The 27,000-nt window shown below is 56.1% G+C and carries 28 protein-coding genes; 19 read left to right on the top strand and 9 right to left on the bottom strand.

Features of this window, described 5'->3' with window-relative positions; all coding sequences use genetic code 11:
* The 4 genes from H7849_RS14410 (at window position 1) to H7849_RS14395 (ending at window position 2,482) form a co-directional block, all read left to right on the top strand.
* Window positions 1-873, top strand: a complete 873-nt coding sequence (locus H7849_RS14410; RefSeq protein WP_186740213.1) for an SDR family oxidoreductase — start codon at window positions 1-3, stop codon at window positions 871-873.
* Between the two features lie 55 nt (window positions 874-928).
* Window positions 929-1,390, top strand: a complete 462-nt coding sequence (locus H7849_RS14405; protein ID WP_186740211.1) for an ester cyclase — start codon at window positions 929-931, stop codon at window positions 1,388-1,390.
* Between the two features lie 112 nt (window positions 1,391-1,502).
* Window positions 1,503-1,868, top strand: a complete 366-nt coding sequence (locus H7849_RS14400) for a nuclear transport factor 2 family protein (RefSeq protein ID WP_186740209.1) — start codon at window positions 1,503-1,505, stop codon at window positions 1,866-1,868.
* 77 nt (window positions 1,869-1,945) lie between these two features.
* Entirely contained in the window at window positions 1,946-2,482 is a 537-nt protein-coding gene (locus H7849_RS14395) for a cupin domain-containing protein (RefSeq protein WP_186740207.1), read from the top strand.
* A 109-nt stretch (window positions 2,483-2,591) separates the two neighbouring features.
* On the opposite strand, the gene H7849_RS14390 is transcribed toward H7849_RS14395, so the two are convergent.
* The 4 genes from H7849_RS14390 to fdhF all read right to left on the bottom strand — a co-directional run bounded on the left by H7849_RS14390 (window position 2,592) and on the right by fdhF (window position 7,543).
* Window positions 2,592-2,975: a DUF7009 family protein gene (locus H7849_RS14390; protein WP_186740205.1), complete on the bottom strand. Its 384-nt coding sequence runs from the start codon at window positions 2,973-2,975 to the stop codon at window positions 2,592-2,594.
* On the bottom strand, window positions 2,972-3,883 hold the full coding sequence (gene fdhD / locus H7849_RS14385) for a formate dehydrogenase accessory sulfurtransferase FdhD (RefSeq protein ID WP_186740203.1): 912 nt from the start codon (window positions 3,881-3,883) through the stop codon (window positions 2,972-2,974). The genes H7849_RS14390 and fdhD overlap by 4 nt, the downstream gene beginning before the upstream one ends.
* Window positions 3,884-4,047: 164 nt before the next feature.
* On the bottom strand, window positions 4,048-4,524 hold the full coding sequence (locus tag H7849_RS14380; RefSeq protein WP_186740201.1) for a hypothetical protein: 477 nt from the start codon (window positions 4,522-4,524) through the stop codon (window positions 4,048-4,050).
* Between the two features lie 10 nt (window positions 4,525-4,534).
* Window positions 4,535-7,543, bottom strand: coding sequence for a formate dehydrogenase subunit alpha (gene fdhF / locus H7849_RS14375; RefSeq protein ID WP_186740199.1), 3,009 nt, complete (start codon window positions 7,541-7,543; stop codon window positions 4,535-4,537).
* Window positions 7,544-7,873: 330 nt separating this feature from the next.
* On the opposite strand from fdhF, the gene H7849_RS14370 reads away from it, so the two are divergent.
* The 4 genes from H7849_RS14370 to H7849_RS14355 all read left to right on the top strand — a co-directional run bounded on the left by H7849_RS14370 (window position 7,874) and on the right by H7849_RS14355 (window position 12,944).
* Window positions 7,874-10,291 carry an ABC transporter permease gene (locus H7849_RS14370; protein WP_186740197.1) on the top strand — a complete coding sequence of 806 codons (2,418 nt, stop codon included), beginning with the start codon at window positions 7,874-7,876 and terminating at the stop codon, window positions 10,289-10,291.
* Window positions 10,292-10,384: 93 nt separating this feature from the next.
* Window positions 10,385-11,620 carry an ATP-grasp domain-containing protein gene (locus H7849_RS14365; RefSeq protein ID WP_186740195.1) on the top strand — a complete coding sequence of 412 codons (1,236 nt, stop codon included), beginning with the start codon at window positions 10,385-10,387 and terminating at the stop codon, window positions 11,618-11,620.
* 187 nt (window positions 11,621-11,807) lie between these two features.
* The gene (locus tag H7849_RS14360; RefSeq protein WP_186740193.1) at window positions 11,808-12,134 is read left to right on the top strand and encodes a PilZ domain-containing protein; all 327 of its coding nucleotides are present in this window, start codon (window positions 11,808-11,810) and stop codon (window positions 12,132-12,134) included.
* Between the two features lie 21 nt (window positions 12,135-12,155).
* Window positions 12,156-12,944, top strand: coding sequence for a response regulator transcription factor (locus H7849_RS14355; protein ID WP_186740191.1), 789 nt, complete (start codon window positions 12,156-12,158; stop codon window positions 12,942-12,944).
* On the opposite strand, the gene H7849_RS14350 is transcribed toward H7849_RS14355, so the two are convergent.
* Window positions 12,941-13,432 carry a MarR family winged helix-turn-helix transcriptional regulator gene (locus H7849_RS14350; RefSeq protein WP_186740189.1) on the bottom strand — a complete coding sequence of 164 codons (492 nt, stop codon included), beginning with the start codon at window positions 13,430-13,432 and terminating at the stop codon, window positions 12,941-12,943. The two genes, H7849_RS14355 and H7849_RS14350, sit on opposite strands and share 4 nt — an antisense overlap.
* A gap of 91 nt (window positions 13,433-13,523) precedes the next feature.
* Entirely contained in the window at window positions 13,524-14,120 is a 597-nt protein-coding gene (locus H7849_RS14345; protein WP_186740187.1) for a YceI family protein, read from the bottom strand.
* A 161-nt stretch (window positions 14,121-14,281) separates the two neighbouring features.
* Between H7849_RS14345 and H7849_RS14340 the strand changes: the two genes are divergently transcribed.
* Window positions 14,282-15,538: an MFS transporter gene (locus H7849_RS14340; RefSeq protein ID WP_186740185.1), complete on the top strand. Its 1,257-nt coding sequence runs from the start codon at window positions 14,282-14,284 to the stop codon at window positions 15,536-15,538.
* Between the two features lie 571 nt (window positions 15,539-16,109).
* Here H7849_RS14340 and hppD read toward each other — a convergent pair.
* Window positions 16,110-17,234, bottom strand: coding sequence for a 4-hydroxyphenylpyruvate dioxygenase (hppD, locus tag H7849_RS14335; RefSeq protein ID WP_186740183.1), 1,125 nt, complete (start codon window positions 17,232-17,234; stop codon window positions 16,110-16,112).
* Window positions 17,235-17,395: 161 nt separating this feature from the next.
* Between hppD and pncA the strand changes: the two genes are divergently transcribed.
* From pncA to H7849_RS14295, 8 genes are all read left to right on the top strand, one after another.
* A complete protein-coding gene (gene pncA, locus H7849_RS14330; RefSeq protein ID WP_251106273.1) occupies window positions 17,396-18,028 on the top strand; it encodes a bifunctional nicotinamidase/pyrazinamidase in 633 nt (210 codons plus the stop codon).
* A 78-nt stretch (window positions 18,029-18,106) separates the two neighbouring features.
* Window positions 18,107-18,868 carry a phenylalanine 4-monooxygenase gene (locus H7849_RS14325; RefSeq protein ID WP_186740181.1) on the top strand — a complete coding sequence of 254 codons (762 nt, stop codon included), beginning with the start codon at window positions 18,107-18,109 and terminating at the stop codon, window positions 18,866-18,868.
* Between the two features lie 81 nt (window positions 18,869-18,949).
* Window positions 18,950-19,150, top strand: coding sequence for a PGPGW domain-containing protein (locus H7849_RS14320; RefSeq protein WP_251106820.1), 201 nt, complete (start codon window positions 18,950-18,952; stop codon window positions 19,148-19,150).
* 97 nt (window positions 19,151-19,247) lie between these two features.
* On the top strand, window positions 19,248-19,919 hold the full coding sequence (phoU, locus tag H7849_RS14315; RefSeq protein ID WP_186740177.1) for a phosphate signaling complex protein PhoU: 672 nt from the start codon (window positions 19,248-19,250) through the stop codon (window positions 19,917-19,919).
* A gap of 216 nt (window positions 19,920-20,135) precedes the next feature.
* Entirely contained in the window at window positions 20,136-21,482 is a 1,347-nt protein-coding gene (locus H7849_RS14310; RefSeq protein ID WP_251106272.1) for an aspartate aminotransferase family protein, read from the top strand.
* A 118-nt stretch (window positions 21,483-21,600) separates the two neighbouring features.
* Complete coding sequence (locus H7849_RS14305; protein WP_186740173.1) at window positions 21,601-22,650, top strand: type III polyketide synthase; 1,050 nt, start codon at window positions 21,601-21,603, stop codon at window positions 22,648-22,650.
* A gap of 6 nt (window positions 22,651-22,656) precedes the next feature.
* Window positions 22,657-23,811, top strand: coding sequence for an NAD(P)/FAD-dependent oxidoreductase (locus H7849_RS14300; protein ID WP_186740171.1), 1,155 nt, complete (start codon window positions 22,657-22,659; stop codon window positions 23,809-23,811).
* Entirely contained in the window at window positions 23,808-24,419 is a 612-nt protein-coding gene (locus tag H7849_RS14295; RefSeq protein ID WP_186740169.1) for a YceI family protein, read from the top strand. Before H7849_RS14300 ends, H7849_RS14295 begins: the two co-directional genes overlap by 4 nt.
* A gap of 69 nt (window positions 24,420-24,488) precedes the next feature.
* Here the strand turns inward: H7849_RS14295 and H7849_RS14290 are convergent, their stop codons facing one another.
* Entirely contained in the window at window positions 24,489-24,761 is a 273-nt protein-coding gene (locus tag H7849_RS14290) for a hypothetical protein (protein WP_186740167.1), read from the bottom strand.
* A gap of 216 nt (window positions 24,762-24,977) precedes the next feature.
* Here H7849_RS14290 and H7849_RS14285 point away from each other — a divergent pair, with 216 nt between their 5' ends.
* Both H7849_RS14285 and H7849_RS14280 read left to right on the top strand, forming a co-directional pair.
* On the top strand, window positions 24,978-25,445 hold the full coding sequence (locus H7849_RS14285; protein WP_186740165.1) for a ComEA family DNA-binding protein: 468 nt from the start codon (window positions 24,978-24,980) through the stop codon (window positions 25,443-25,445).
* Window positions 25,446-25,585: 140 nt separating this feature from the next.
* The gene (locus H7849_RS14280) at window positions 25,586-25,960 is read left to right on the top strand and encodes a HesB/IscA family protein (protein WP_186740163.1); all 375 of its coding nucleotides are present in this window, start codon (window positions 25,586-25,588) and stop codon (window positions 25,958-25,960) included.
* Window positions 25,961-26,007: 47 nt separating this feature from the next.
* On the opposite strand, the gene H7849_RS14275 is transcribed toward H7849_RS14280, so the two are convergent.
* On the bottom strand, window positions 26,008-27,000 hold the full coding sequence (locus H7849_RS14275; protein WP_186740161.1) for a type II secretion system protein: 993 nt from the start codon (window positions 26,998-27,000) through the stop codon (window positions 26,008-26,010).

The raw sequence follows: 27,000 nt of genomic DNA, 5'->3' as shown, positions 1-27,000 counted from the left end.
ATGAAAGTTCTTGTTACAGGTGCAACGGGCACGGTAGGCGGCGAGGTGGTCAAGGCGCTTCTTCAGCGCGGAGCGGAAGTGCGGGCTTTGACCCGCAAACAGCCCAAACCAGGTACACTTCCTGGCGCGGTAGAGATCGCTCTCGGCGACCTGAGTGATCCGGTTTCAGTAGCGGAAGCGCTCAAGGGTGTCGACAAGTTGTTCCTGCTGATTGGCAATGTCGCCGACGAATTGACGCAGGCTCTTACCGCTTATGGCTTGTCAAAGAAGGCCGGTCTGAAGCATGTGACGTACCTCTCGGTCTTCAAGCCGGATCAGTTTCTCGATGTGCCGCATTTCGCTGCGAAGTATGCCGCCGAGGAAGCGATTCGCGTAGGCGGGATGCCTTTTACGATTCTGCGGCCCGCGTACTTCGTTCAGAATGAGCGCCAGCTCAAGCCTGTGTTAACCGGAGCCGGCGTATATCCGATTCCCGCGGGGAACCAGGGGATCGCAGTGGTGGATGTTCGCGACATTGCGGAGGCGGCCGCGATATCGCTGACAGAAGAAGGCCATGCGGGAAAGATGTACGACCTGGTTTCGTCAGAGCTGTTGACTGGTCCGAATGCGGCAGCCGCATGGTCGAAGCTGCTGGGCAAGGAGATCATCTACACAGGACACGGGGACTTCGATGGCTTTGAAGCGCAACTGCGGGAAGCAGGGCTTCCGAGTTGGCTGGCCCACGATCTTCGGGTCATGTACCAGGGTTACGTCGAGCGTGGATTCAGCAACACGGAGGACCAGACGGCGCGCTTTGCGGCCTTGCTTGGGCACCAGCCGAGAACGTACAGCAGCTTCGCTGAAGAACTGGCAAAGGAGTGGGCTGCAGCGTAAGCCGCAGCTCAGTTGGGTAGGTTCACAAAACGCAATTTCAAACAAGGAGCAGAAAATGTCTACGATATCAAACACGGTAGCGATTCCGGCCGACCTCGAAACGAACAAGGCCATCGCGCTACGATTGATCGAGGTTTTCAACGGCCGCCGACTTGACCTGCTTGAAGATGTGCTTCATCCCGAGTTCCGCGGGCGCGGAATCTCAGCCTTCGCGCCGGACGAACCCGAGGTCGGACCCGGTGCTCGGCGAAAGCTCTACGAGATGTTCCTTCAAGCGATCCCCGATGCGCGAGGCGAGGTGCTCGACATTGTCACGGAAGGCGACAAGGTCGTACTCGTCGATCGCTTCGGTGGTACGCATCGCGGGGAGTTCCTGGGACGTCCCGGCACGGGCGATCACATCGAGTGGATGGCGATCCACATCTACACCATTCGTGACGGAAAAGTCATTGAAGACGCCTACATGAGGGATGAGCTTGCCATTATGCAGCAGCTGGGTCTCGTGCCAAGCGCCTGAATAATCGCAAAAAGCGGCCTTGCTTGGGCACCAGCCGAGAACGTACAGCAGCTTCGCTGAAGAACTAACAAAAGAGTGGGCTGCGGCCCGCTAAGAAATAGGGAGATGTGCTATGTCAGATAAAATTCATGAATTGCTAAACCGCAACCTTCAGGAGGTTTTCGGTGAAGGCGACGCCGCCCGCCGCCGTGCGGCAATCGAAGAACTCTACACCGATGACTGCGTCGTCTATGTGCCTGCCGGCGTTTTGGTCGGGCACGACGCATTGGACAAGTTCGCAGGAGACCTGCGTGCCACTCACCCTCACTTCGTGTACACGCCTCACGGCGAACCGCAGGCGCTCCATAACGCCGGCCGTCTGGCGTGGGGGTCTGGTCCGCGTGGGGAGAAGCCCGATTACACCGGCCTGGACGTGATCATCGTGCGCGACGACAAGATCGCCGCGCTCTATGTGTTCCTCGATTCCATGCCTTCATGACACAGCGGAGTGCTCTCGCCGGGGTCGATCAGGTCGGGCCCCGAGAGCATTCCTCAATTTCAAACAAGGAGCAGAAAATGTCTACGAACTCAAACACGGTAGCGATTCCGGCCGACGACCCACGACGGAATCTGGTGATTGCAAACCCGGATAACAGCGATGCCGAACATCTCGCAGTCGCGGGCGATACGTATACGATCCTGCTGTCCGGAATGGATACTGCAGGTCGATTCACCCTGATCGATATGCACGTTCCTCCCGGAGGCGGCCCTCCCCCACATCGTCATGATTTCGAGGAGACCTTTATTCTTCTCGACGGTGAACTTCAAGCTACTTTCCGAGGGGAGCAGCGTATTGTGCGCGCCGGCGAAACGATCCACGTTCCAGCGAATGCTCCTCACCAATTTCATAACGCCTCGTCGAAGCCGGTGAGGATGCTTTGCATCTGCTCGCCCGCAGGCCAGGAGGAGTTCTTCAAAGAGATAGGAGCACCGGTTGCAACACGCACTACTCCGCCTCCCAAGGTGGATGCCGCGCAGGAAGCAGCGTTCTTCAAGAAAGTAATGGAACTGGCTCCGAGGTACCGAACCGAATTGCTCAAAGAAGCGAAATAGGGGGCGATTCAGGGCGCTCGCCGGCCTGATCGTTGACGGGTGCTCGCCATGTGCGCACGGTGAGCTAATTGTGGCCAGGTGAATCGGCTTGCTCAGAGATTAGTGTTAGTTAACAGACTGATCCGGCGTGGGGGTTGGTGAACGTATCGGCGTTGTCTTCGTCACTGCGGTCGAGACACGCAAAATCCTTTTCAACGATGACCTCGAGTTGACCTGCTTCGCCGATATTGACCGAAGTGTAGATACCGATTTCATCCGGTTTTCCCCAAGCGAGTGACTGGTCCTCGGAAAGAGTGACTATTACGGACTGATGTTCATATCTGACACTGACGGGCGTCGTCTGGCGAGCGGACTCGAGAGCGTACGTGAGTTTTGCGTCATTCTCGGGAGCGAAGTGAATCGTCTCTTCCACTCGCTCTCTGTTCTGGAAGCGGTCCAACTCCGAGCGCGACACTCTCAAGCGTATCGAGTTTCCTTTGATGCGTAGTTTCATTGGTGTTCCTCCCTGCTGGCCGATTCGCAGCCGGTAATGTGCTCAGCACCGTGATAAATGTTGAAATGATCTTCCCTCAAGAACCCGACCAGAGTGATATCGAACTGTCTGGCGACCTGTACGGCAAGGCTCGATGGCGCACCGACGGCTGCAACCATAGACACCCCGCCCATCAATGCTTTCTGAAGCAGCTCGAAGCTGGCCCTTCCAGAAAGCAGCAGCAAGGTATTGCGCAGAGGCACATGGTCGATGAGAAACTCTGAGCCCAGAAGCTTGTCGACGGCATTGTGGCGGCCAACATCCTCATGCATCGACATCAACTCGCCATTGCTGTTGAAGAGACCAACACCGTGAAGTCCACCTGTGTTGTTGAAGATGGTTTGCGCATCGCGGAGTTGTGAAGGGAGCGTATAGAGGAGTTCCGCGCTCATGGAAAAGTCATTGCGAACACGCGGTGGACATACGCTCCGTAAGGCCAGGAGCGAGGCTTTGCCGCAGATTCCACAACTGGACGTTGTGTAGAAATTGCGCTCAATGTGGGCGATCTGCACTTGTACATTCGGAGCCAGATCGACCCTGACGATGTTTCGTCTGGGTTGGTACGGCAGAATTGTTGTTTCACTCTCTTCTTCCGGTGACTCGTCCATTCCCTCGGCGGCATAGCCTAACCGTTCGATATCGGCCGGATCATGGATGACACCCTCGGTCATGAGAAATCCGGCAGCAAGCTCGAAGTCGTATCCGGGAGTGCGCATGGTCACGGAGATGGACTTTACTTTTCTGTCTGCTGGCGGCCCGTAGCCTAGCTGGATCTCGAGGGGTTCCTCGACAGCGAGCGTGTCGGTTGCGGCGTGGCCGGTGAAGCCTTGCACTTTCGCTATCGATGTTTCGAATACCGACCTGCTCATGCGACTCTCCCGGTTTCTCTGGGGCACTGACTACTTTCTGACTATAGCGCTATCCTACTCAACTGACAGTGGCCGGAATGACATGGATTCCAGGATCAGAGTCAATCCATTACAACCTTCCGGCAATACGTCGGGGTGACTCCCGGCCGGTTCAAGCGCTCCCTCTAGCGCCCTTTCATCTCACGATCATTGCTGCTTCTGTCGGTTCCAGAATTCAGCGCGGCGCCGAGGACGTTGAGCACACCGACTGCCGTCGCCATGCCACGGCGGGCATCCTTCGATGTAGCCTGCTTCGCAAGGGAAAGCAGAGAGGGTGATTCCTTTCCCGCACCAGCGACGATGTGATGTAGCTCGTCTGCATCGATTGAGCTTAGAAGATTGCTGAATATCAACACGATGCGGAGAGCAGTCACCATTTCGCGGGAACTCACGACGTTCACAACATGATTGACGACGGTATCGCCGGCGCTCAGCAACCCGTTCAAGAGATCGATGACCCCTTTCTCATGAAGCCGTTCGAGCAGATCATATGCTGCCAGGACTGCCTGGGCATGCTCAATGGGCGCCTGCTCGATTCTTTGAACGAGGTCGTCGCGTGAATTCTGCGGCTTGTATGTGCGGAAATCTACGGCTACTGCCATACTTTTCCCCTTACTTCTGCAGCTGAATCCGTATCAGTTTCGGTGAGCCCGGCATGCGATAGTCAGCGCGTTTCCACTTGCGCTCTACTTCGACGCCATTTTGCGAAGTCGGCTTGCCTGCGTAACGAAAGTTGAGTTGTCTGAGCGGATTGCTTCCCTGCTCCGGAAGTACCTTGATCTTGACTGCCGTCTCTTTGTAAGCAGGGGTGTGCGTTGCATTGTCTGCGTGCGAGCCGGTGAGGACATTGACTGGTCCTTCCTGCGAGAAGAGCGGGATGTATACCTGCTTGCCGTGAACACGGCTGGTGACGAGCACCTTGATAACGAGCGATCCGTGACGGCTGATGACGCGCACCCATCGGCCCGTGGCCATCCCCCGTTCCTCGGCGAGTTCCTGAGAGATTTCGAGATACCGCTCCGGGGTCTCCTCGCGAATGCCGCTGACCCTGTAGGTCATATTGCCTTCGTGAAAATGCTCCAGTTGGCGGCCGTTGTTCAGGAAGAGATCGAAGTCCTCATCAAGCTGTTCCTCCGGCTCGGTGAAGGAAACCGGCCAGAACCTGGCCTTATTGTCCGGGAAAGGAAACCCGTTCAGATACAGAACCGGCTGGTCGGCGCCATCCGAAGCTACCGGCCATTGCAGAGTGTTGTAGCCTTCCAGACGGTCATAGCGGACGCCTGCGTGTATGGGGCTGAGTGACGCCAGTTCATCCATGATCTCCGAAGGGTGACTGTAGCTCCAGTTGGCGCCCATCCGGTTGGCAATCTCCTGCGTGATCTTCCAGTCCGCCATGCTGTCTCCCAATTCCGGAAGCGCGTGGTAGAGCCGCTGGATTCTGCGCTCGGTGTTGGTGAATGTGCCGTCTTTCTCAAGTGCCGGAGAGGCCGGCAGGATGACATCCGCATAGCGGCAGGTTTCTGAAAAGAAGATGTCCTGAACGACAAAGAATTCCAATTTCTCGAAGCCGCCCGCGATCCAATTCGCATTGGAATCGGCAGAGATCATGTCCTCGCCCGACAGATACATCGCGCGGAACCTGCCTTCATACGCGCCCACCATCATCTCGTGGTTGTTCATGCCGACCTCTGGTGATAGTGGCACGCCCCACGTCTTCTCAAACCTCCCGCGGATATCGGGATCATTGACGCTCTGATATCCCGGGTAGTTGTTGGGCGAGGCGCCAATATCGCCGGCTCCCTGAACGTTGTTGTGGCCACGCAGCGGATAGGCTCCGCAACCAGGGCGCATGTAGTTGCCGGTGGTCAGCAGGAGATTCGAGATCGCTGTTGAAGTGTCGGAGGCACGGATATGCTGAGTGACTCCCATCGCCCAGAGGATGCACATTGTATCCGCCGCGACCATCTCCAGCGCGACCGCCTCCAGCGTATCGAGCGGAACCTCGCAAATCTTCGCCGCGTACTCCATCGTGAAGGGCTCAAGACTCTTCCTGAACTCCTCCTCGTTGTTCACCCACTGCTTGATGAAGTCCAACTTCGCGTGGCCGTGGTCGAACATGTAACGGCTCATGGCGCAAAGCCAGACAAGGTCTGTACCGGGGCGCGGCCGGAAGTGAATATTTGCACGGCGCGCCATCTCGTTCTCGCGAGGGTCGGCAACGATGAGCCTCTGGCCAAGCAGCTTGTGAGAACGCTTGATCCTCGTGGCGAGCACGGGATGAGCCTCAGCCGTGTTGGCACCGACAATGACGATCAGCTTCGACTTGCCGATATCCTCGATCGACCCGGCATCCCCGCCATAGCCCACGGTGCGGAAGAGACCGGTGGTAGCGGGAGCCTGGCAGTAGCGCGAGCAATTGTCGATGTTGTTCGTGCCGATGACGGAGCGAGCGAACTTCTGCATCAGGTATCCATCTTCGTTCGTCGTCTTTGACGACACGATGATGCCGATGGAATCGGGACCATGATCCTTCTTGATCTGTCCGAGCTTCTCGCTGACCAGAGCGAGCGCTTCTTCCCAGCTCGCCTCGCGGAAGCCGTTTTCTGTGCGAATCAGGGGCTTCTGAAGGCGTTCTTCGTGGTTGACGAAGTCCCAGCCAAACTTGCCTTTCACACAGGTAGATATCTGGTTGGCGTCGCCATGCTGGGGAACAATCTTGAGGATCTTACGGTCTTTCGTCCACACGTCGTAGCTGCAGCCTACCGCGCAATATGTGCAGACTGTCTTGGTTCTCTTGATGCGCTCTTCGCGCATCTTCGATTCGGTCTGCGAAACCTGCATGATTGCGCCGTAACCCATTTCGGGCTCAATGGCCTTCACCACGTCGATCATTTTGTTGAGAGATTCCTTCGGCATGCCGCTCAGGAAGCCGGCTTCACCGAGCATCGATTTTTCCATGAGCGCGTTGCAGGGACAAACGGTGATGCAATGGCCGCAGGAGACACAGCTCGATCCACCAATTTGCATCCCTCCGTCCCACAAAACGCGCGGATGCTCTAACTCCCAGCCGATTGAGAGTGTTTCATTCACCTGCACATTCTGGCAGGCCTGCACACACTGACCGCAGAGGATGCACTGGCTGGGGTCGTAACGATAGAAGGGATTTGACATATCCACTTCATACGGCTTGGGTTTGAAGGGGTGTTCCTGGTGCTGGACATTCAGTGCGAGCGCGGTGTTATGGACGCGGCAGTTCTCGTTGTTGTTGTCGCAGACGGTGCAATAGAGCATGTGATTGCCGAGGATGACATCGAATGCCTCAGCTCGTGCATCCCTGGCTCGCTGCGATTCCGCAAGAACCTTCAGCCCTGAGGTCACCTTGGTTCCGCAGGCGCGTACAAGCTTCCCATCGACCTCGACCATGCAGGTGTCGCAGGTCTGAATGGGGCCCATGAGAGGTGAGTGATAGCAAATGTGGGGAATCTCTTTGTGCCGGAGTACAGCCTCGACAAGAAGTTCGCCTTCTTTCGCGCGAACTGGGTCACCATCGATCGAAATCTCGACCTCGGCGGCTGTCTGATCCGCTGGAGCTGGCGGTTCAACAAGCTCTAGAGTACCCATATTCACCTCACTCCGTGACTCTGTCGCGGCATCGAAAATGTGGCCGCCGATACTTTAAGTGTCTTTGATTCCGCGTTCGAAGGATTTTTGTTTTCGCCCGGAAATTGTGAAATCTTCCGAAAGGGCAAGCGCTTCACTGTGGCTGGGTGTTTGGGATCCTCATTGCACTCTGTTCGGAACTGGACGGGGGTTTTTCGGAAGCGAACATCGCAGCCTGCTTTGAGAGCTTCGGGGCTTTCACTAACTCAATTGGAATCAGCCGATTTCCGAATCCATATTTTGGCTGGCAGAGTGCGTGGGCTATTGTGGAATTTTTTCTAAGAGGCAGCGATGGAAACCTTTCTACAGGATCTCCGTTACGCATTTCGGCAGCTGCGTCGTTCGCCTGGTTTTGCTCTTACAGCCATTTTGACGCTGACGATGGCGATTGGCGCGAACGTCGTTGTCTTTGGCGTGGTGAATGCGCTGGTGCTGCACCCGTTGCCGGTGCCTGAGGCTAGCCGGGTCTACTCTATCCAGCCGAGGAACGGGATCGCGATTTCATATCCGAACTTCGAAGACATTCGCGATCGCAACACCACGTTTTCCGGCGTTTCCGTAGTCAGGATTGCGCGCATGGGGCTGGACACGAGCGGGAGTGCGCGGCCGGTCTGGGGATATGAGGTTTCCGGGAGTTATTTCGAGATGCTCGGCGTCAAGCCGATGCTGGGGCGCTTCTTTACTCCGGCTGAGGACAAGAAGAGCAACGGCGAGCCCTATACGGTGCTGAGCTACAACTGCTGGAAGACGCAGTTCGGGAGCGATCCGGGAGTAGCGGGTAAGACGGTGCGGATCAACAAGCATGAATTTGTCGTACTGGGCGTCGCGCCAAAGGACTTCAATGGGACCGAGCGGTTTATCTGGCCGGAGGTGTGGGTTCCGATCCATGATGAGCCGGAGGTTGAGGGTTACAACTGGATCGAGAACCGCGGCGATTACAACGCATGGGTGGTGGCGCGGCTGAAGGCCGGCGTAACGCCGCAACAGGCGAATGCGGATCTTGGGAATATCGCGGCGCAGTTGTCACGGCAGTATCCGGATGTGGACAAGGGACTCGAACTGGTTCTCTCGCAGCCCGGTTTCCTGGGCGACATGATGGGCGGCCCGATCCACGGCTTTCTGCTGGGCGTGATGTTGCTGGCTGGTCTCGTACTGCTGGCTGCGTGCGCCAACCTCGGTGGGTTGTTTGCCGCACGCATCTCCGATCGCGCGAAAGAGATTGGCATTCGCATCGCCATCGGATCAAGCCGCAGACGGATTCTGCGGCAGTTGGTGACGGAATCGGCATGCCTGTCGTTGCTGGGAGGCGCGATTTCGGCGTGTCTGGCGGCGGGGCTGTTGCATGCGCTTGCGATGTGGCGTCCGCAGACGGATTTTCCAGTGCAGTTGCTGGTTGAGCCGGATGCCTGGGTCTATCTGTTTGCCGCGCTGCTTTCGCTGGCGACCGGTCTGCTTTTCGGAATCATTCCAGCTCGGCAGGTGTGGAAGACGGATCCGAACCAGGTGCTGAAGGCGTCTGGTGGTACGGCGATCGCGCTGCGCAGGTTCTCGCTTCGCGATGTTCTGCTGGCAGTGCAGATTGCGCTTTGCTGCCTGCTGGTGACGGCCTCGTTTGTGGCCTTGCGTGGGTTGCAGCGTACGTTTGATCTGCCGCTGGGATTTCATCCGGAGGGCGTGACTGTTGCGGCGTTGGACACACACCTTGCGGGGTACGAACATTCGGGTGAGATTCAGAAGCGACTGCTGGAGGCGGTGCGCGCGATTCCGGGGATTACGGGGGCGACGGTTTCGAACTCGATTCCGCTGTCGCTGAATCAGAGTGAGACGAGCGTCTACCCGCCGGGGACGACTACGTTCACGGCGGCGAATCAGGCGTTCTCGACAAATTACTACGAAGTTTCTCCGGGCTATTTCTCTGTTGCGGGAACGCGACTGCTGGCGGGGCGCGACTTTACCGATCACGATGACGACAAGTCGCCAGATGTGGCGATTGTGAATGAGACCTTCGCGAAGCGCCTGTTTGGAACGACGGATGTGGTTGGGAAGACGTATCCGGATGGGCCGGGGCATCGATTCTTGATCGTTGGCGTGGTGGAGGCGGGGAAGTATGTGACTCTGACCGAGGATCCCGCTCGGGTTGTCTATTGGCCGCTGGCGCAGCGAGGCAACAGCGACACGATTTTGCTGGTGCGCTCGCATCGCAGTTCGGCGGAGATGATTCCGGCGATGCGGAAGGCGATTGCGAGCGTCGATCCGGCGCTTCCGGTGTTCAGCCTGACGACCTGGCCGGAGGTGCTGAGTTTGGTCACGTTTCCGGCGCGCGCGGCGACCATTGCGCTGGGCGTGCTGGGGGCGCTGGCGATGATGCTGGCGATTACGGGCATCTTTGGCATGGCGAGCTACTCGGTTTCGAAGCGCATGCGCGAGCTGGGCATACGCGTCGCGTTAGGCGCGCAGAACCGGCACGTGCTGAAGGCGGCGCTGGGACGGGCTGTGCTGCTGCTTGGGATTGGCTCGGCTGCGGGGTTGGTGCTGGGAGTGGCGGCGAGCCGGGTGCTGGCGAGTATTGTGTATCAGGCGACGGCCTCAGACCCGTGGGTGATTGCGGCGGTTGTGCTGACGATGGGCCTGATCGGGCTGATTTCGGCGGCGATTCCGGCGAGTCGAGCGCTGTCGGCTGAGCCGGCTCGGCTGCTGCATGATGAGTAGTGGGCTTGTTTCTCGCGGCGTGTGATTGAGTAAAATTCGGCGCCGTGCCAGAGTCCCCCGGTTTGCGTTACCCTGTTGGGCGGGGTTGATTCTGTGATCGAGGCGTTACGTCGCGACTTTAATGAACGCTATCGCCCGGAAGCATATCGCAAGATGCTGCACAGTCTCGATGCGTGCGTGCGGACCCATGTGGAGTTCCGCGTTGCGGAGACGCCGTGCTTCCTGCCCAAGTCGCTGCTTGATGAAATGGCTGAAGTAGGTGTTAATTTAACGCACCAGCTTGTAGCGAACGAGCCATATTTGAAGGCCTCGCGTGCCATGATTCCGCCGCAGTATTGCGCGGCAGACGAAACGCCTCATCCACATTTCATGACTGCCGATTTCGGGTTGGTGCGTGAGCCGGATGGCAAGTTAGCGCCAAAACTTGTCGAATTGCAGGCGTTTCCGTCGGTCTTTGCATATCAATTTGTGCTGAACGAAGTCTATCGCTCGGCTTTTAATTTGAATGGCGATCTTGGTTATCTGCTTGGCGGCCACACTGAGGCCAGCTTTTGGAAGCTCATGGAGCGCGTGATCCTGCGCGGGCATCATCCTGAAAATGTCGTGCTGACGGAAGTCGAGCCGCGCAAGCAGAAGACGCTGCCGGATTTCCTGGTAACGGCGGAGCGGCTCGGGATTGAGATAGTCGATATTGCCGAACTCGTCGCTGACGTGAGACCGGGAAAGCCGACGAGATTGTGTTATCGCAAGGGAAAGAAGCTGATTCCAATTCGGCGTATCTACAACCGCGCGATTGTGGATGAGTTGATGCGCGAACAGATTGACCTGCCATTTGACTACCGCGAGTCGTTTGACGTGGAGTGGGCCGGCCATCCGAACTGGTATTTTCACATCAGCAAGTTTTCGATTCCGTATCTGGACCACCCCGCAGTTCCGCCCGCTATTTTTCTCCATGACTGGATGGCGGGTAAAGGCCGCGACCGGCTGCCTGAAGATCGGGAGCGGTGGATTCTCAAGCCGTTATTCTCGTTTGCGGGGAAGGGAATTGAGTTTGCTCCATCCGACGAAATGCTGGCTTCGATTCCCAAATCCCAGCGCCATGAGTATCTTTTGCAGCGGCGAGTCAATTTCGAGTCTGTGGTAGACACGCCACACGGCCTGACCCAGCCGGAGATTCGAATCCTATACCTGTGGCCTGATGGAGGCCAACTCGAGCCTGTTCTCTCACTAGTAAGGCTCGGAAGAGGGAAGATGATGGGTGTCGACCACAATCGCGATCGAGAATGGGTGGGCGGTTCAGCGGCCTTTTACCCTGCTCCAAATCGCTGATTTTCTGTGTTTTAAGCCACATAAGTAACGATCCTTATTCCTGAAACCGCAATTCCCCAAAGTAACTAATGACAAACATAGTTGTTCCTTGGTCACATACAGGGTGTAAACTTTGGTAATTCGGAGTAAGGGTTTCGCTCGGGGTAGGTTAATACAAGTACTTCAGGCATCCGATAGGAGTATGGATATGTCACAGTACTCCTCTCATTTTGACATTGATGCTGAAGGTTCGCGATTTTCCGTGCGTTTTCCCCTTCGTTTACCGGTGGTGATTCTGTCGGAGAACCGTGAGTTTACAGGAATGACGGAAAACATTTCAGCGAATGGCGTGCTGTTTCGACTGAAAGAACCTCTTCCAGTAAATGCCTCGGTTGAGTTTCTGCTGGAGATTCCAGCAGGTGAGTTGTGTGGTGACACTGCTGCTGTTCATTGCCTTGGACGAGTAGTTCGCTCTTATCAGGAACACTCGCATTGTTTTGCGGCAGCCGTTATTGACGAATATCGCTTCCAATAGCGACGAAGTAGGTAGAAAACGATGACATCGGAAGCAAAGCAGAGAACGAATGAGAGTGCCGTCCCGGCTACGAATGGCGCGGCTGGGGTTCCTCATACCAAGCCCGTGATCCGTGTGGTCATGGCGGATTCACAGGCAATTTACCGCGTTGGCATGCGCAAAGTCTTTGCGGTGGAAGACGATATCCAGATTGTTTCCCAGGTGGACAGCCTGACAGCACTTTTTGCCGCGTTGCAGCAGCATCCGGCAGACGTGCTGGTACTTGAAGGCAATCTGCTGGCCGGCAAGGGTTCGGGGATCGCCGACATCCTGCACCATGCGGCCAATCTGAAGATCATTGTGCAGGCGACCGCTACAGACGAAAACCATATCGTCGAACTATATCGCCGTGGAGTCCGTGGGGTGATCCCCCGGTCAATTTCGCCCGATTTGCTGGTGAAGTGCGTGCGGAAGATTGCCGCGGGCGAAACCTGGATCGACAATCAGTCTGTGACCTGGGTCATCGAGGCCTATCGCACTCAGGCTTCCGCGCTGGCGAGTCCCAAGAACCAGCCTCGCCTTTCTCCCAAGGAACTGGCAATCATCAACTGCATCACGCAGGGCAAGCGCAATAAGGAGATTGCTTACGAGCTGGGGACCAGCGAGCAGGTGATCAAGAATTATCTGCGCAAAATTTATGACAAGCTGGGCGTCTCAGACAGGCTGGAACTGGCCCTTTATTGCCTGCATCACCACATCCAAAGCAAAGGCGGCGAAGCCGAGGCGCGAGCCAGCATAGAAGCAGCTTTGGGCGAGACAGCCAAGATCTAAGACGACGCTGCGGCCTCAGGCATGAGCGCCTGGCGAACCTCTTCCAGTAGAGAGACGAGCGTCGTCAATTTTTCCCGGTTCATGTGTTTCAGGATCTGTCTCACGCCGTCATTGACGAGCGGATCCGTTTCTTTGAGCAGTCGCAAGCCTTCGGCGGTGATCGTCGCGTAGATGACGCGCTTGTCTTTCGGATTTCGTTTCCGGCGGATGAATTTCTGCTTCTGTAAACGGCCGAGCAGGCGGGTGATGTCGGGATCACTGCTTACGAGGCGTTCCCCAATATCAGAACAGCGAAGGCCCTCATCGCCAGCTCCGCGAAGAATACGAAGCACGTTGTACTGTGTCGGCGTGATGCCATGCGGCTTGAAGAGCTGCTGGGTGTGATGCTGCAGCCGGTCAGAAGTGCGCCGGATGTTGAGCAGTGCTTCCTCTTCAATGTTGACGAAGGGGCGAGTCTGTTTTATTTCTTCCTGCAGCTTGCTTACCATAGGCACCTTTTGCAAAGTAGCAGGTGCGTTCCTATGTGAATGGGAGCGCACCTAAAGTCTGCACGAAACAATTAGTTTCGTATGGACTGTTTTACTGCTTGATCAGTTCGATGTCCAATTCCACTTTAACGTCATCTCCGAGAACAGTGTCTCCCGACTTCAGGTTGCCGTTCCAGGTAAGGCCGTAGTCCTGGCGGTGAATTGTAGTGGTTGCTGAGAAGCCGCGGCGGATTTTGCCGTAGGGGTCAGCCTGTTCCTTGCTGGGGCCGTCAAGAGCGAGCGTGACCGGCTTGGTTACACCGTGGATGGTCAGATCGCCGATGAGCTGCAACTGGCCGTTGTTGTTGGTGAGACCCTTGCTGACGAAGGTCATCTGGGGATACCTGGCTGCGTCAAAAAAGTCAGGGCTCTTCAGGTGCTGGTCGCGCTGCGCTGTGCCGGTATCGACGGTAGCGATATCGACCGTGGCATTGACGTCGGACTTGGTGATGTCCTTCTCGTCGAGGTTGAGCGAGCCGCTGAGGTTGCCGAAGCGGCCGTGGACATTGGAAATGCCCATGTGCCTGATGGTGAAGTCGGCCTCGCTGTGCGCGGGATCAATCTGCCACTTCGATATCTGAGCCGAAGCAACGGCAGCGGAAACCGCCAAGAGTGCTGTGATGATTGCTGAATTACGTAGTGATTGCATTGTCTTTCTCCAAAATCCTCTTTTTCTGCTTCGACGTGGGGTCGGTCAGCAGTCATTTTCTTAGATACGCCAAGAAATTATTCGTTGCAACAAATATTTTGATGATTTAGGCAGATAGATTCGGATGCCGCTCTGGTAAGCTCCAATCTCCGGGTCTGTTGATGCCAACTCGTTTCTTTTCAAACTTCCGATTGCTCACGTCCCAGCAGCGTCATGCGTTTGTCGCCGCATTTCTGGGGTGGTCGCTCGATGCCTTCGACTACTTTCTGCTGGTCTTTTGTGTGTCCGCGATCGCGGCGGATTTTCATGCGCGGACTTCGGCGGTGGCTGAGGCGCTTTTTCTTACGCTTGCCTTTCGACCGATGGGGGCGTTTCTTTTCGGGGCGCTGGCGGACAGGTTCGGGCGGCGTCCAGTGCTGATGCTGAATATTGCCTGCTATTCAATCTTTGAACTGTCGTGCGCTTTTGCTCCGTCGCTGCATGCGTTGCTGATTCTGCGGGCACTGTTCGGAATTGCGATGGGTGGCGAGTGGGGCGTAGGCGCCGCGCTGGCGTTTGAAACGTTGCCGAAAGAAGGCCGCGGATTCTTTTCCGGGCTATTGCAAGAGGGCTATGCGGTCGGCTATCTGGTGGCTGCCGCTGCTTATGCATTGCTATTTAAGCCGTTCACACACTTGGTTTGGTTGGGGCACGTTGTAGGCTGGCGCGGGCTCTTTGTGGTGGGTGCGGCTCCGGCGCTTTTGGTTCTATATATCGGGCTAAAGGTGGAAGAGTCGCCTGTCTGGCGCGCGGGGCATCGGAAAGGTACGAAGCCTGTGTCGGCCTTCAGCGGGATTCGGCAGTACGGTCTGACATTTCTTTTTGTCGTTTTATTGATGGCCGGATTCAATTCGTTCTCGCACGGCACGCAGGATTTGTATCCGACGTTTTTGGAAAAAGACCACGGTTTTTCTGCCGCGCTTACGGGAGGAATCGCGGTCGTTTACAACATCGGGGCCTTGCTTGGCGGTGTTCTCTTTGGCGGCCTTTCGGAACGCTTTGGACGCAAGCGAACGATCATCAGCGCAGCTCTACTGGCGCTGCCGATGATTCCTCTGTTTGCGTTTGGACAAACGATGTACGCGTTAGCTGCGGGGGCTTTCCTGATGCAGTTTATGGTGCAGGGCGCATGGGGCGTTGTGCCTGCTTACTTGACGGAACTGTCGCCGGGGCCGGTGCGCGCGACGTTTCCCGGGCTCGCGTATCAGTTGGGGAATCTTCTTACATCGCGCAACGGGGTGCTACAGGCGAAGGCCGCGGAGCACTATGGCAGCTATGGCGGAGTGCTAGCGGTGACGGTGCTGATCGTGGCTGTGTTTCTTGCCGTCGTCACTCTGTTTGGACGCGAAGCTAAAGGTGTGGAGATGACTGCTGAGTAAGAAATTTTTTTAAGCGTGATGAGTATTTTTCACTGTGCAAAATGCGGTGCAAACTCTGACCCTCTCTGATCGCAGCCAAAATCAAGCATTCTTGCAATCAGAAATCATCTGGTCGAGTGGTACGCAACTTGCATCTAAGAAAGCGTACGAACTGATTGGACTGCGGCTCGCAAGATTGCGATCCGTTAGACAACGAATCATCGCGCTGGCAAACCTGACACAGATGACGCCGACCTTTTCGGCAAATCGCCAATAGCAGTCGAGCTTGCCAGCGTGACGAAGAAGCGGCCCACAACGGGCCGTTTTTTTTTTTGGCCGCAATCGATAGCGGCGGTTCGGGCATGCTTATGAACTCTTCACAACTTCCTTGCGCGATGTTTGCGGGTGGACGGGTTCAATCAAGATGTGAATTCAAATGCAATCGCGCTTTACCTGTTGCTGATTGTGGTGGCTGGCAGTGTCTGCTTTCTTGTGTGGACCTTTTGGCATCTGGCGCAGGACTCGCGGAGGAAGCGGCGGTAGTGGGCTGGAGTGGCGGATTTTGGGATCCGCCACTTCGGTGTTCTTCTGATTACAGATTGCCGCGGGAAGCCTGTTCCCGTTCGATGGCTTCAAAGAGCGCTTTGAAGTTGCCTTTGCCGAAGCTGCGGCTGCCCTTGCGCTGGATGATCTCGTAGAAGAGGGTTGGACGGTCTTCTACCGGACGGGTGAAGATCTGCAGCATGTAGCCTTCGTCGTCGCGATCGACGAGAATGCCGAGTTGCTCAAGTTCGTGAAGAGGCTCGTCGATTTTGCCGACGCGGGATTCGAGTTCCGCGTAGTAAGTATGCGGCACTTTGAGAAACTCGACGCCCTGCTGCTGCAGCTTGCCAACAGTATGAACGATATCATCCGTGGCTAATGCGATGTGCTGTACTCCGGGGCCGTGGTAGAACTCGAGATACTCTTCGATCTGCGATTTTCTGCGGCCTTCTGCCGGTTCGTTGATAGGGAATTTCACACGGCCGTTGCCGTTGGCCATGACTTTCGACATGAGGGCCGAGTATTCGGTTGAGATGTCCTTGTCGTCGAAATGTTGATAGAGCGAGAAGCCCATGATGTCGGCGTAGAAGTCGACCCAGCGATTCATCTCGTTCCAGCCGACATTGCCTACCATGTGATCTATGTGGAGCAGGCCGACGGTTCGGGCGAGGGGATCTTTTTCGACGGCGCGGTAGCCGGGCATGAATGCGCCGTGATAGTCGGCGCGCTCAACGAAGGTATGGATGGTGTCGCCGTAGGTTGCGATGGCGGAGAGCTTGACGGTGCCATGCTCGTCGCGCAGTTCGTATGGTTCATGTACGCTACGCGCTCCGCGCTTGGTAGTTTCTTTCCATGCGAGTTTGGCGTCGTCGACCCAAAGAGCAACGTCGTGCACGCCGTCACCGTGACGGTGGACGTGCTCGGCGATTTCACCGTCGGGACGCAAGGGCGTCGTGAGGACGAAGCGTACTTTGCCTTGCTGGAGCACGTAGGAGGCTTTGTTACGAACTCCGGTCTCGGGGCCGGAGTAGGCGACGAGCGTCATGCCAAATGCCTGACGATAGAAATACGCGGCCTGTCGTGCATTGCCGACGTAAAACTCTACATAGTCTGTTCCGTTGAGGGGGAGGAAATCTTTTTGCGTTTGCACTTCCGGGTGCGCAAGAGTGGACATCGAACAGTACTCCCAAATACTAGGTTAGACGCGCAGACGGGCGATTCAGATGCTACTCGGACCGCACTGCGACCCACTAACATATACCCAGAAGGCAAGAGTTGACCAGAGTACGAAAGCCTGATTGGCTACAAATTGTTTCAGTCCAGGAAGAGAAGAAAATGCCGGTGAAAATTACGGATCGCGACGCGCTGCTGATCATAGATGTGCAGAATGATTTTTGCCCGGGTGGCGCGTTGCCGGTGCCGCATGGCGACGAAGTGGTTCCGGTCATCAATCGGCTATCGCCGCAGTTTCATTGTGTTGTGCTCACACAGGACTGGCATCCGCGAGAGCAGTTGTCGTTCGCTTCAAGGCACGGTAAAGAGCCGTTCAGTACGACGCAGGTGGCGTACGGAGAACAGACGCTATGGCCGGACCACTGCATCGAAGGAACTGAAGGAGCGGCGTTTCACAAGGATCTTGACACGACGCGGGCACGGCTCATTTTGCGCAAGGGATTTCGGCAGGAGATCGACTCGTATTCGGCCTTTCAGGAGAACGACCGCGTGACGAAGACCGGGCTTGCCGGGTATCTGCGCGAATGGGAGATTGAGCGAGTTTTTCTTGCCGGACTGGCTTACGACTACTGTGTGCGGCACTCGGCGGTGGAAGCGCGCGCGGCTGGATTCGAAGCAGTGGTGATTGAGGATGCCTGCCGGGCGATTGGACTGAATGACTCTGTAGAGGTGACGCGGAAGGAGTTTTCGCGTTGCGGTGTTGCGCAGGTGCGAGTGGCCGATATTTTAGTTTGATGGTGCGATAGTCGTATGTTGACACTTCACAATTGGCGGTGAGATGCTCAAATGTTTTGAGCTGAGGGGTAGTTCCGCATGAATCAAGCCGCCACATCGTTGCGTATTGCCGAGCAGTATCTCATCCGGCAGGACTGGAATGCCTACACGCCTGAGCAGCATTCGGTATGGGCAGAGTTGGTGAGGCGGCGGATGCCGCAATTGCAGGAGCATGCTTGCGCGGAGTATCTCGATGGCTTTCATCAGATCGGGTTGCGCGAGGATTCGATTCCGGACTTGGCGGAGGTGAACAAGCGGCTGGGTCCGCGCACGGGTTGGAATGCGACGCCGGTAAGCGGGTTTCTGCCGCCCGACGCTTTTTTTGAAATGCTGGCGGCGCGGCAGTTTCCGACGACGACGTGGCTGCGCAACAGAGAATCGCTCGAATACACGCCGGAGCCGGATATCTTTCACGATGTGTTTGGGCATGTGCCGATGCATGCGCATCCGGTGTTTGCAGATTTTCTGCAGCAGTATGGGCGGGTGTGTCTTGGGCTGATCCACGACAAGGATAAGCTGGAGCGCATGGGACGGTTGTTCTGGTTCACAGTAGAGTTTGGCGTGATCCGGCAGAAGGGGACGATCAAGCTGTACGGGAGCGGGCTGATCTCATCGCATGGGGAATCGACGCATGTGATCAACCGATCCTCCGAGGGGGGCCCGGAGATTCGCGACTTCGATCTGGATGCTGTCCTGAATCAGAAGTTTCTTGTCTCGGAGATGCAGAAGGTTTTATACGCGGTCGAGTCGTTCGATCAGATTTACGAAGCAGCCAAGGCAGCCGAGGAACGGTTGGCATAAAGATATCCAAAACGCTCTCCGGTGAATCTATGCAGTATGGGGAGCGCAGGGAAAAGCCGGTGGCAGATTATTTTGCGGCAGATGACAGGATATGCCTGCCTGATTGCAGGTGTTGTGGGCTGTGTGCTGCCGATTATCCCGGGGATTCCGCTTTTGTTTGTCGGTCTGGGGCTGCTTTCGGTAGATAGCCCATGGGCTGCTCGCTTGCGCGACTGGTTGAAGGACTATATTGCGAAACGACTCTCGCGGCGGCGATCTAAGTCGCTCGGCTCTTCGTACTAACCTGATATGCACGGCGGTAACTTGCTGGGTCGCGCCTCGGTGCAGGTTTTCGCACAATTGTGACATAGCTGTTGCATACTGATTCCTGGAGGAATTCTTGCCGCGCATTCATTTCCAGCAGCAGCTCGCCGAGCTGAAAGAGAAGATCCTGGCGATGGCCGCGCTGTCCCAGCAGGCGCTGGATGCATGTGTCGATGCTTACCTGCAGCGGGATAAGGGCTTGATTGAATTCGTGCGCCAGAACGAAAGGGCGATCAATTCCGCTCAGCGCGAATTAGATGAGATGGCTTATGATCTGCTCGCAAAAGAGCAGCCTATGGCGATCGATCTGCGCTTCATTCTGGCAGTCATAAAGATCAACGGCGACCTGGAGCGGATAGGCGATCAGGCGATGAGCATTGCGGTGCGGACCCAGGATCTGATTGAATGCGAGCCGCTTGATCTGCCCATTGAGATAGATGGAATGCGCACGTGTGCCGCAGGCATGATTCGGACCGCTCTGCAGGCCTTGCTGGATGCCGACGCATACGTTGCCGAATCGGTTCTGGCCATGGACGACGACATCGATCGCATGAACCGGATCGCGCATGAAGAGCTGACCAAGTTTATCCAGAACAACCCGAACTGCAGCCAGCAGGCGCTCCAGGCCATTATCATCTCGCGAAATCTCGAGCGCATTGCGGACCATGCAACCAATATTGCGATGGACGTGATCTTCTGGGTGCGGGGCGCCGATGTCAGGCATCAACTGAGCGCCATCGTCGACTAGCTCGGCCATCGGTCCATCGTTTGCGAGTGAAACGCTACTAGATGCATCCCTTCGCCGGCAAACTGCTCGTCTGCTAACTCTTTCCTTTCTGCAAAGTCATATTTGCATCGATAACAATAACTATCGGCTTCCGGGCTAGTGGACCGTCTTTCCGGCAAAACACGCGGAGCCGAAGAATGTTTGAATTTTGCAGTATTTTAAGAAATGGGTGGGGTTTTGGACACACTTACACGTGCCGCTTATGAAGCGCATGTCAATCCACAGTGGGTTCGGCTGCTGAACCTGCTCGACATGAACGCAGAATACGATGTTTGCCGCGGTGAGAAGCTGCAAACCCGTGATGGCCGCGTCATTCTGGACTTTCTCTCCGGCTATTGCGTCTATAACTCAGGGCACAATCATCCGAGAATCATAGAGGCGCTGCGCAACGAGATGGAGAGCTGCGGGCCATCCATGCTGCAGAGCCATGTGGCGACGAGCGCCGGCGATCTGGCCGCGGTGCTGTGCTCTCGAGCAGGAGGCAGGATCAACAAGGCATATTTCGCGAGTTCCGGCAGCGAGGGCGTGGAGACAGCGATCAAGTTTTCGCGTGCAGCCACTGGGCGCGATGGGCTGCTGGCCGCGAGAAATGCGTTCCATGGTCTGACATGTGGAGCGCTCTCACTTATGGATCACCGCTTCTGGTCAGAGGGATTCGGACCGCCCATGCCAGGAGTGGGGTTTGTTGAATTCGGCGATGGTGATGCCCTTGAACGCGAACTGGCCACGCGGAAGTATGCGGCTCTTGTTCTGGAGCCGATCCAGGGCGAAGGCGGGATTGTTCTGCCCCCGGATGGGTATCTGCAGCGTGCGCAGCATTTGTGCAGGAAGTACGGAACGTTATTTGTACTGGATGAAGTGCAGACTGGCTTATATCGCACGGGCAAGTTTCTGGCGTTGCACCACTATGGCCTGGATCCCGACATGGTGATCCTGGCCAAGGCATTGAGTGGGGGATTGATACCTGTTGGCGCCGTACTGATGTCGGACGAGGTACATCATAGCGTCTACAGCTCCTTGAAGCGGGCCATCGTTCATACCTCCACATATTCAGAAAACTCGCTGGCAATGCGGGCCGGACTCAGCACGATTGAGGTTCTGGAACAGGAGAGGCTGGGGGAGCGGGCCTTGGTTATGGGCGAGGGATTTCGCCAGCGCCTGCGAGAAGCCCTTGCAGGACACGAGATGGTTTCCGAGGTGCGCGGGCTGGGATTTTTCAGTGGGATTGTCTTTGGACATCCCAAATCGCTCACTCTGAGGCTCTCATTTGAGGCTTTTCGCAGAATTCATCCAGCCATGTTCGGGCAGATGATCGTGATGCGGCTGTTCCGGGAACACGGCATTCTAACGCAAATATGTGGAAACAACTTTATGGTGCTGAAGGCGGCCCCGCCGCTGAACAGCGACGAAAGGAGCCTTGACCAATTTGTAACTGCGCTGGGGCAGGTTATGGAGGTGGCGCATTCGTCCAAGCGCTTTTGGCAGGATGCTTTGCAACTGGCGGCACGCACGGCAAAAATTTGAGTGGCTCGTTAATCACTTGCAAGATTCGAAGATCACCTGAAGAATTAGAAGATAAGTACATTTGCGGGAAGATTTTCTTTCTCAGCCTACTTAATGTGAATGTGAGACCGGCCACTCTATGCGAATTCTAAGCACGGCAACGGCATATCCTCCACACTACTTCTCTCAGCAGGAGATAGTTGAGGCTATCAAGGAATATTGGGGTGAAAGTTTTGAAAAATCCAGCCTATTGGAGAGGCTGCACTACCGGACAGGCGTCGATGGGCGTTATTTTTCGCGGGAGCTGGATGAATATCGCGGACTTGACACCTGGGGTAAGGCCAATGATGCGTGGATCGAGGTCTCAGAGGAGTTAGGCGAGCGGGCAATCGATTGCGCCTTGAAGCTTGCCGGTCTCTCTCGTGATCGCATCAATGCGATCTTTTTTGTTTCGGTTACAGGTGTTTGCAGCCCTTCGATTGACGCCCGGCTGGTCAATCGGATGGGGCTTTCGCGAAATATCAAGCGTAATCCGATCTTTGGGCTGGGCTGTGTAGCGGGAGCTGCCGGCCTGGCGCGCGCGGCAGACTATGTGCGGGCGTATCCGGATCAGGTTGCCGCGCTGCTTTCCGTCGAGTTGTGCTCGCTTACATGGCAACGGGAAGACCTTTCTGTCGCGAACCTCATTTCATCGGGGCTGTTTGGCGACGGTGCTGCCGCTGCGCTGATTGGTGGCGAAAAGATCCCTCTGCCGGGGCCGCGAATTGTAGCCAGCCAGCAGGTCTTCTATCCGAATACCCACGATGTAATGGGTTGGAGGATCTCGGAGAAGGGCTTCAACATTGTCCTGTCTCCAGATGTTCCCGCCGTTGTGCGGGAGAATCTCGGCAGAGATGTCGACGGATTCCTGGCACAACACGGATTGACACGAAACGATATCGGTTCCTGGATTATGCACACGGGCGGTCCGAAGGTTCTGGAGGCAACTGCGGAAGCGCTGGGTCTTAAAAATGGCGAACTAAGCGCGTCGTGGGAGGCGCTGCGCCGGGTGGGAAATTTATCCTCGGCTTCAGTTCTAGTGGTGCTTGATGAAGTGATGAAGCATCGACGTCCCGCGCCCGGAACGCGCAGCATTCTGGCTGCGATGGGGCCGGGCTTTTGCGCGGAAATCCTGCTACTGGAGTGGTAGTACCTCTTGAATCAAAATTCGTGTGATGTGCTTATTGTCGGCGGCGGTCCTGCGGGGCTTGCCGCCGCAATTGCTTTACGGATGCGTGGCGCCGTCGTACTGGTTGCCGACTCGCTCCGGCCGCCCATTGACAAAGCCTGTGGCGAAGGCCTGATGCCGGACGCTCTGCGCGATCTTGCATCACTGGGAGTGGATTGCGAGCGTGGTGAGAGTGCGCGTTTTCAGGGTATCCGATTCATAAATTGGACCGACGGTGAACGGGTCTCCGTGTGCGGCGAGTTTGAGCGCGGAGTGGGTCTCGGAATGCGCAGAACCGAGCTGCTCGGCCGATTGATCGAACGAGCCGCCGATATCGGCGTTCGCCTGCGATGGAAGACGCATGTCACCTTCGGGAATCGTGTTTCCCTGGATCGCGAGGCCATCCAATATCGCTATCTGGTGGGCGCGGATGGCCAGTCATCCAAAGTACGCAAGTGGGCTGGTCTTGAGCAGGGCAAGCTGATTTCCAGGCGGTTTGGCTTCCGCAGGCACTATCGAATCCCTGCGGCGAGTAACTATGTGGAAGTGCACTGGGGTGCTCTTGGCCAGGTTTACATCACGCCAACCGCGCAAGGAGAGATCTGCGTCGCTGCGGTGACGAGCCATGGTTCAACTCGTATGCAGCAGGTCGTTGACGCCATTCCATACTTGAAGGAACGGCTTTCTGACAAAGCAGCGTCCTCACGCGAACGCGGCGCCCTGACGACAACGCGACGATTGAAGCATGTGGCCAAAGGCAATGTTGCTTTGATTGGGGATGCTTCCGGGTCCGTCGATGCCGTCACCGGCGAAGGGCTCGCCATTGGCTTTCGCCAGGCAGCTCTACTAGGTCGCTCAATTGAAAAAGACTCGCTTGATCTCTACGCGAAGGAACACGAAACGACCTTAAGCATGCCGAGACGGATGGCGCGTGCGTTGTTGGTCATGGACAGGTATCCGTCGGTGCGGAGGGTTGCCATGCTTGCGCTGGCAGGATTGCCTGACTTGTTTGACGGACTGCTGGGAGTGCATATGGGCGAAGAGAGTCTTCCGCATTTCCTGCTCTCCAGCAGTGTTGCCGCGGTGAAGCGTCTGGCGCAGTCGGGAACTTCTACATCAGACCCAGAGAGAGTTTCCCCGTGAATTTTGTATCTCGCAAGTATTGCATTTGTCTTTCCGCGGTAATCCTGTGTATCGCCCAGATGGCGCGGGCGCAGTCGTCCTCGCCGAAAGTCACCGTTCATCTTGATCCGCAGAAAACTGAGATTCATTGGACACTGCACGACATTTTGCACACGGTTCAGGGCACTTTCCGCCTGAAAGGCGGAGTGATGACGTTCGATCCTGTGACTGGCGCGGCAGAGGGAGAATTTCTTGTTGATGTAACGACCGGGGAGAGCGGGAACAGCACGCGCGATGGAAAGATGCAGAAAGAAGTACTTGAAAGCAGTAAATATCCTCAAGCCTTCTTCCATCCGGTAAAAGTGTCAGGCGATCTGAAGGCAGTCGGAACTCAAAACGTAACTGTTGACGGTACGTTTAATATCCACGGCGCAGATCATCCGCTTAGCTTACAGATTGCGCTTCAGCGGAACGGGACAGATGCGACGGCGACGACACGCTTCTCGATTCCCTATGTAGCCTGGGGAATGAAGGATGAGAGCACATTTCTCCTGAAGGTTGACAAAGAAGTGACAGTAGACGTCGTTGCCCGGGGAACGATGGAGGGGTTTTCCCCAGAAAATAAGTAAGGAGCCGGAGCTTCTGGAAGTAAAGGAGCCGTAGCCCCGGCAGGCGCTCCGGCCGAACGTACGAGCTCCTTACTTGAACTGGCTAATTGCGTCCCAAACGTATATGCCAATAATAGTGGCGGATAGAACACATGTTGCGCCCGTCATGATACGGACGAACGGCTGGATCCGGTTGCACTTTTGGACAATCAGTGCCTGCTCCTGCTGTTGGTGGCCTCCGGCCGGGTCAAGGAAGAGCTGGTCTTCCTCGTAACGGGTCAGAGTGCCACGGTAAGCAAGGAGCGCTAAGAGCAAGGCTGTGACGACGGCCCATACGATCCACAGAACAAGCATGATGCTCATGGAGCACCTCAGGATTCGAGTTTGAGCCGGTCCCAGGTACGGGCGGGTCCGAAGTTAGCGGGCTCGAGGGTATGTGGGGCCGCTTCGATTGAGAATCATAGTCCTTTTTCCGCAGCATTGAACAGGGGCTCTTTCCGGCGGCGAAACTAACTTGGCAACCTCTGGGCCTCGAAAGGATTCCATTCATGTGTCCCAGATGCGGGTGGAGGCGGCGGAATGAGAGTTCAAAAAATCAATGGTCACGATAGCTTTCTTGTTCGTTTTACTGTGGTTATGGGAATGTTTGCTGCGCTTGTGTGGCTCGCGGGCTGTAATACCAGCCAGCAATCCTCTGACGAGCAACTGAAGCAACAAGCGGCGCAAACAACGGCGCAGGCAAAAGCGGGGGCGCAACAGGCTGCTGCGGATGCCAAAGTGGCGGCAGCCAACGCGGAGCGCAAGGTGAACGACATTGCCGCCGGCGTCAAAGAAGGATTGAAAAGCAATGGAAAACCCGGTGCGGGTACGGTCAACATCAACTCGGCGAGTGAGGATCAACTCGTTGATCTGCCGGGGATTACGGGTGCAAGAGCGCAGAGGATCATTCGCGGCAGGCCCTACGGAGATCCGCATGATCTGGTGAGCAAGGGCATACTCACGAGTGAGCAGTATGGCCGGATCTCGGGTCAAGTCGTCGCAAATTAGCGAGAGGGTTAACCTTTTGCTTATCAATGATCAACAGGATGAATCCCTGGCAGGCGATCGTCATCGAATAAAGAAGAGTTGTATCGGCGATTTTTGGGCGTTACACTCTAAGAGACGTTCTTTATTTGAGGGAGAAATACATGGCAACCACTACCGTTATGCCGATTGAAACAACGGAAGTCAGGAAGGCGCCTCTTTCGCTCACGGATACTGCAGTTGGCAAAGTTCGCGAAATCATGGCGACGCAGGACCCGCTTCCTGCGGGTTTGCGCATTGGTGTGGTTGGCGGCGGATGCTCCGGTTTCCAATACTCCATGTCGTTTGAGAATCAATCGGGCATGATGGACAAGGTCTTCAGCTTTGATGGGCTGAAGGTTTTCGTCGACGCGACATCGTTGATGTATCTGAATGGCTGCGTAGTGGACTATGTCGAGACGCTGGAAGCGGCCGGCTTCAAGTTTGAAAATCCGAATACCAAGAGCACTTGCGGTTGCGGATCTTCGTTCAGCGTGTAATCACCGCTGACCTGAATAGAAAAAGCCTCGCTCCATGCGAGGCTTTTTTACTGCTGCGGCTGTTGTGGTGTCGGCGTTGGAGTCGGGGTTGGATTCGTCGGCGGATTTCCGAACGTTCCACCGCCAAAGCCTGTCCCGGATGACGAGCCCGATCCGAATGGGCTCGTGGGGGTTCCGGGGTTGGTCGTCCCGTTTGTTCCAGTGCCATTTGCCCCGTTCAAGTTGGGTGATCCGCCTCCGCCAAGCAGACTTACTGAACTCAGCATATCTTCCACCGGATCGTAGACAAACTCCCACTCGTTGTAGTGCTTCTGCTTTTTGTATTCCTTGATGGAAGCCTTGGTGTTTTTACTGGCGATACCGACCATCGGCGCTCCGCCAAAGGTCTGGCCGCTGTTGCCGAATGCGCTTGTCCCCGAGCTGCTGCCGAACGTGCTACTTCCAGTGCCGGCGCCGCTGCTGAACGGGCTTGAGGAGCCGGGGGCTGTTGTCCCAGTGGCGCCGGAAGTCCCGGATGGGTCCGTGCCAGTATTTGTGCTGGTTGGAGAGGATGAAAAGCCGCTGCCTGTTCCACCGAAAGAGGATGTCGTGCCACCAAAGGCAGACGTGCTTCCAGTTGGGCTCGACGACGATCCGGATGATCCAGTCAGAGAGCTTCCCGGGGTTGTTGCCATACTGCTGCTCTGAAGAGTCTGGCCGAAGAGACCCATCGGTTTAATGTGTGCCTCGCCGAGATGGATGATCTTCCAGTCGTCCTTGCCGGTCATGGGATCTATGTAGCGCTTGCGCAGAAATCGAATGTTGTTGGAGTTCTCAAGCTGGCTGATCGAAGAAGGATAGCCTCCGAATTTCTTGTTATAGAGCTTGATTGCTCGCTTGTACTGTTCGCCACGATGGATCAGCTCAGCTTCGCGGTCGCGCTGAATGTCGGCAGCGATGCGTGGGGCAGCCACGGCCAGGGCGATCAGAATCAGGACCGTCATGAAAATCACGGCAAGCAGAATGTAGCCTGATTCGGATTGGGGGCTGCGATGGCGCAT

The organism is Alloacidobacterium dinghuense, from assembly GCF_014274465.1.
Taxonomy (GTDB): Bacteria; Acidobacteriota; Terriglobia; order Terriglobales; family Acidobacteriaceae; genus Alloacidobacterium; species Alloacidobacterium dinghuense.
Note: the sequence above shows the minus strand (reverse complement) of the source record. Positions and strands in the feature narration are given on the sequence as shown.

Coding starts and splice junctions, on each gene's coding strand:
- H7849_RS14410 (WP_186740213.1), top strand. CDS start 1: ATGAAAGTTCTTGTTACAGGTGCAACGGGCACGGTAGGCGGCGAGGTG.
- H7849_RS14405 (WP_186740211.1), top strand. CDS start 929: ATGTCTACGATATCAAACACGGTAGCGATTCCGGCCGACCTCGAAACG.
- H7849_RS14400 (WP_186740209.1), top strand. CDS start 1,503: ATGTCAGATAAAATTCATGAATTGCTAAACCGCAACCTTCAGGAGGTT.
- H7849_RS14395 (WP_186740207.1), top strand. CDS start 1,946: ATGTCTACGAACTCAAACACGGTAGCGATTCCGGCCGACGACCCACGA.
- H7849_RS14390 (WP_186740205.1), bottom strand. CDS start 2,975: ATGAAACTACGCATCAAAGGAAACTCGATACGCTTGAGAGTGTCGCGC.
- fdhD (WP_186740203.1), bottom strand. CDS start 3,883: ATGAGCAGGTCGGTATTCGAAACATCGATAGCGAAAGTGCAAGGCTTC.
- H7849_RS14380 (WP_186740201.1), bottom strand. CDS start 4,524: ATGGCAGTAGCCGTAGATTTCCGCACATACAAGCCGCAGAATTCACGC.
- fdhF (WP_186740199.1), bottom strand. CDS start 7,543: ATGGGTACTCTAGAGCTTGTTGAACCGCCAGCTCCAGCGGATCAGACA.
- H7849_RS14370 (WP_186740197.1), top strand. CDS start 7,874: ATGGAAACCTTTCTACAGGATCTCCGTTACGCATTTCGGCAGCTGCGT.
- H7849_RS14360 (WP_186740193.1), top strand. CDS start 11,808: ATGTCACAGTACTCCTCTCATTTTGACATTGATGCTGAAGGTTCGCGA.
- H7849_RS14355 (WP_186740191.1), top strand. CDS start 12,156: ATGACATCGGAAGCAAAGCAGAGAACGAATGAGAGTGCCGTCCCGGCT.
- H7849_RS14350 (WP_186740189.1), bottom strand. CDS start 13,432: ATGGTAAGCAAGCTGCAGGAAGAAATAAAACAGACTCGCCCCTTCGTC.
- H7849_RS14345 (WP_186740187.1), bottom strand. CDS start 14,120: ATGCAATCACTACGTAATTCAGCAATCATCACAGCACTCTTGGCGGTT.
- H7849_RS14340 (WP_186740185.1), top strand. CDS start 14,282: ATGCCAACTCGTTTCTTTTCAAACTTCCGATTGCTCACGTCCCAGCAG.
- hppD (WP_186740183.1), bottom strand. CDS start 17,234: ATGTCCACTCTTGCGCACCCGGAAGTGCAAACGCAAAAAGATTTCCTC.
- pncA (WP_251106273.1), top strand. CDS start 17,396: ATGCCGGTGAAAATTACGGATCGCGACGCGCTGCTGATCATAGATGTG.
- H7849_RS14325 (WP_186740181.1), top strand. CDS start 18,107: ATGAATCAAGCCGCCACATCGTTGCGTATTGCCGAGCAGTATCTCATC.
- H7849_RS14320 (WP_251106820.1), top strand. CDS start 18,950: ATGACAGGATATGCCTGCCTGATTGCAGGTGTTGTGGGCTGTGTGCTG.
- H7849_RS14305 (WP_186740173.1), top strand. CDS start 21,601: ATGCGAATTCTAAGCACGGCAACGGCATATCCTCCACACTACTTCTCT.
- H7849_RS14290 (WP_186740167.1), bottom strand. CDS start 24,761: ATGAGCATCATGCTTGTTCTGTGGATCGTATGGGCCGTCGTCACAGCC.
- H7849_RS14285 (WP_186740165.1), top strand. CDS start 24,978: ATGAGAGTTCAAAAAATCAATGGTCACGATAGCTTTCTTGTTCGTTTT.
- H7849_RS14280 (WP_186740163.1), top strand. CDS start 25,586: ATGGCAACCACTACCGTTATGCCGATTGAAACAACGGAAGTCAGGAAG.
- H7849_RS14275 (WP_186740161.1), bottom strand. CDS start 27,000: ATGCGCCATCGCAGCCCCCAATCCGAATCAGGCTACATTCTGCTTGCC.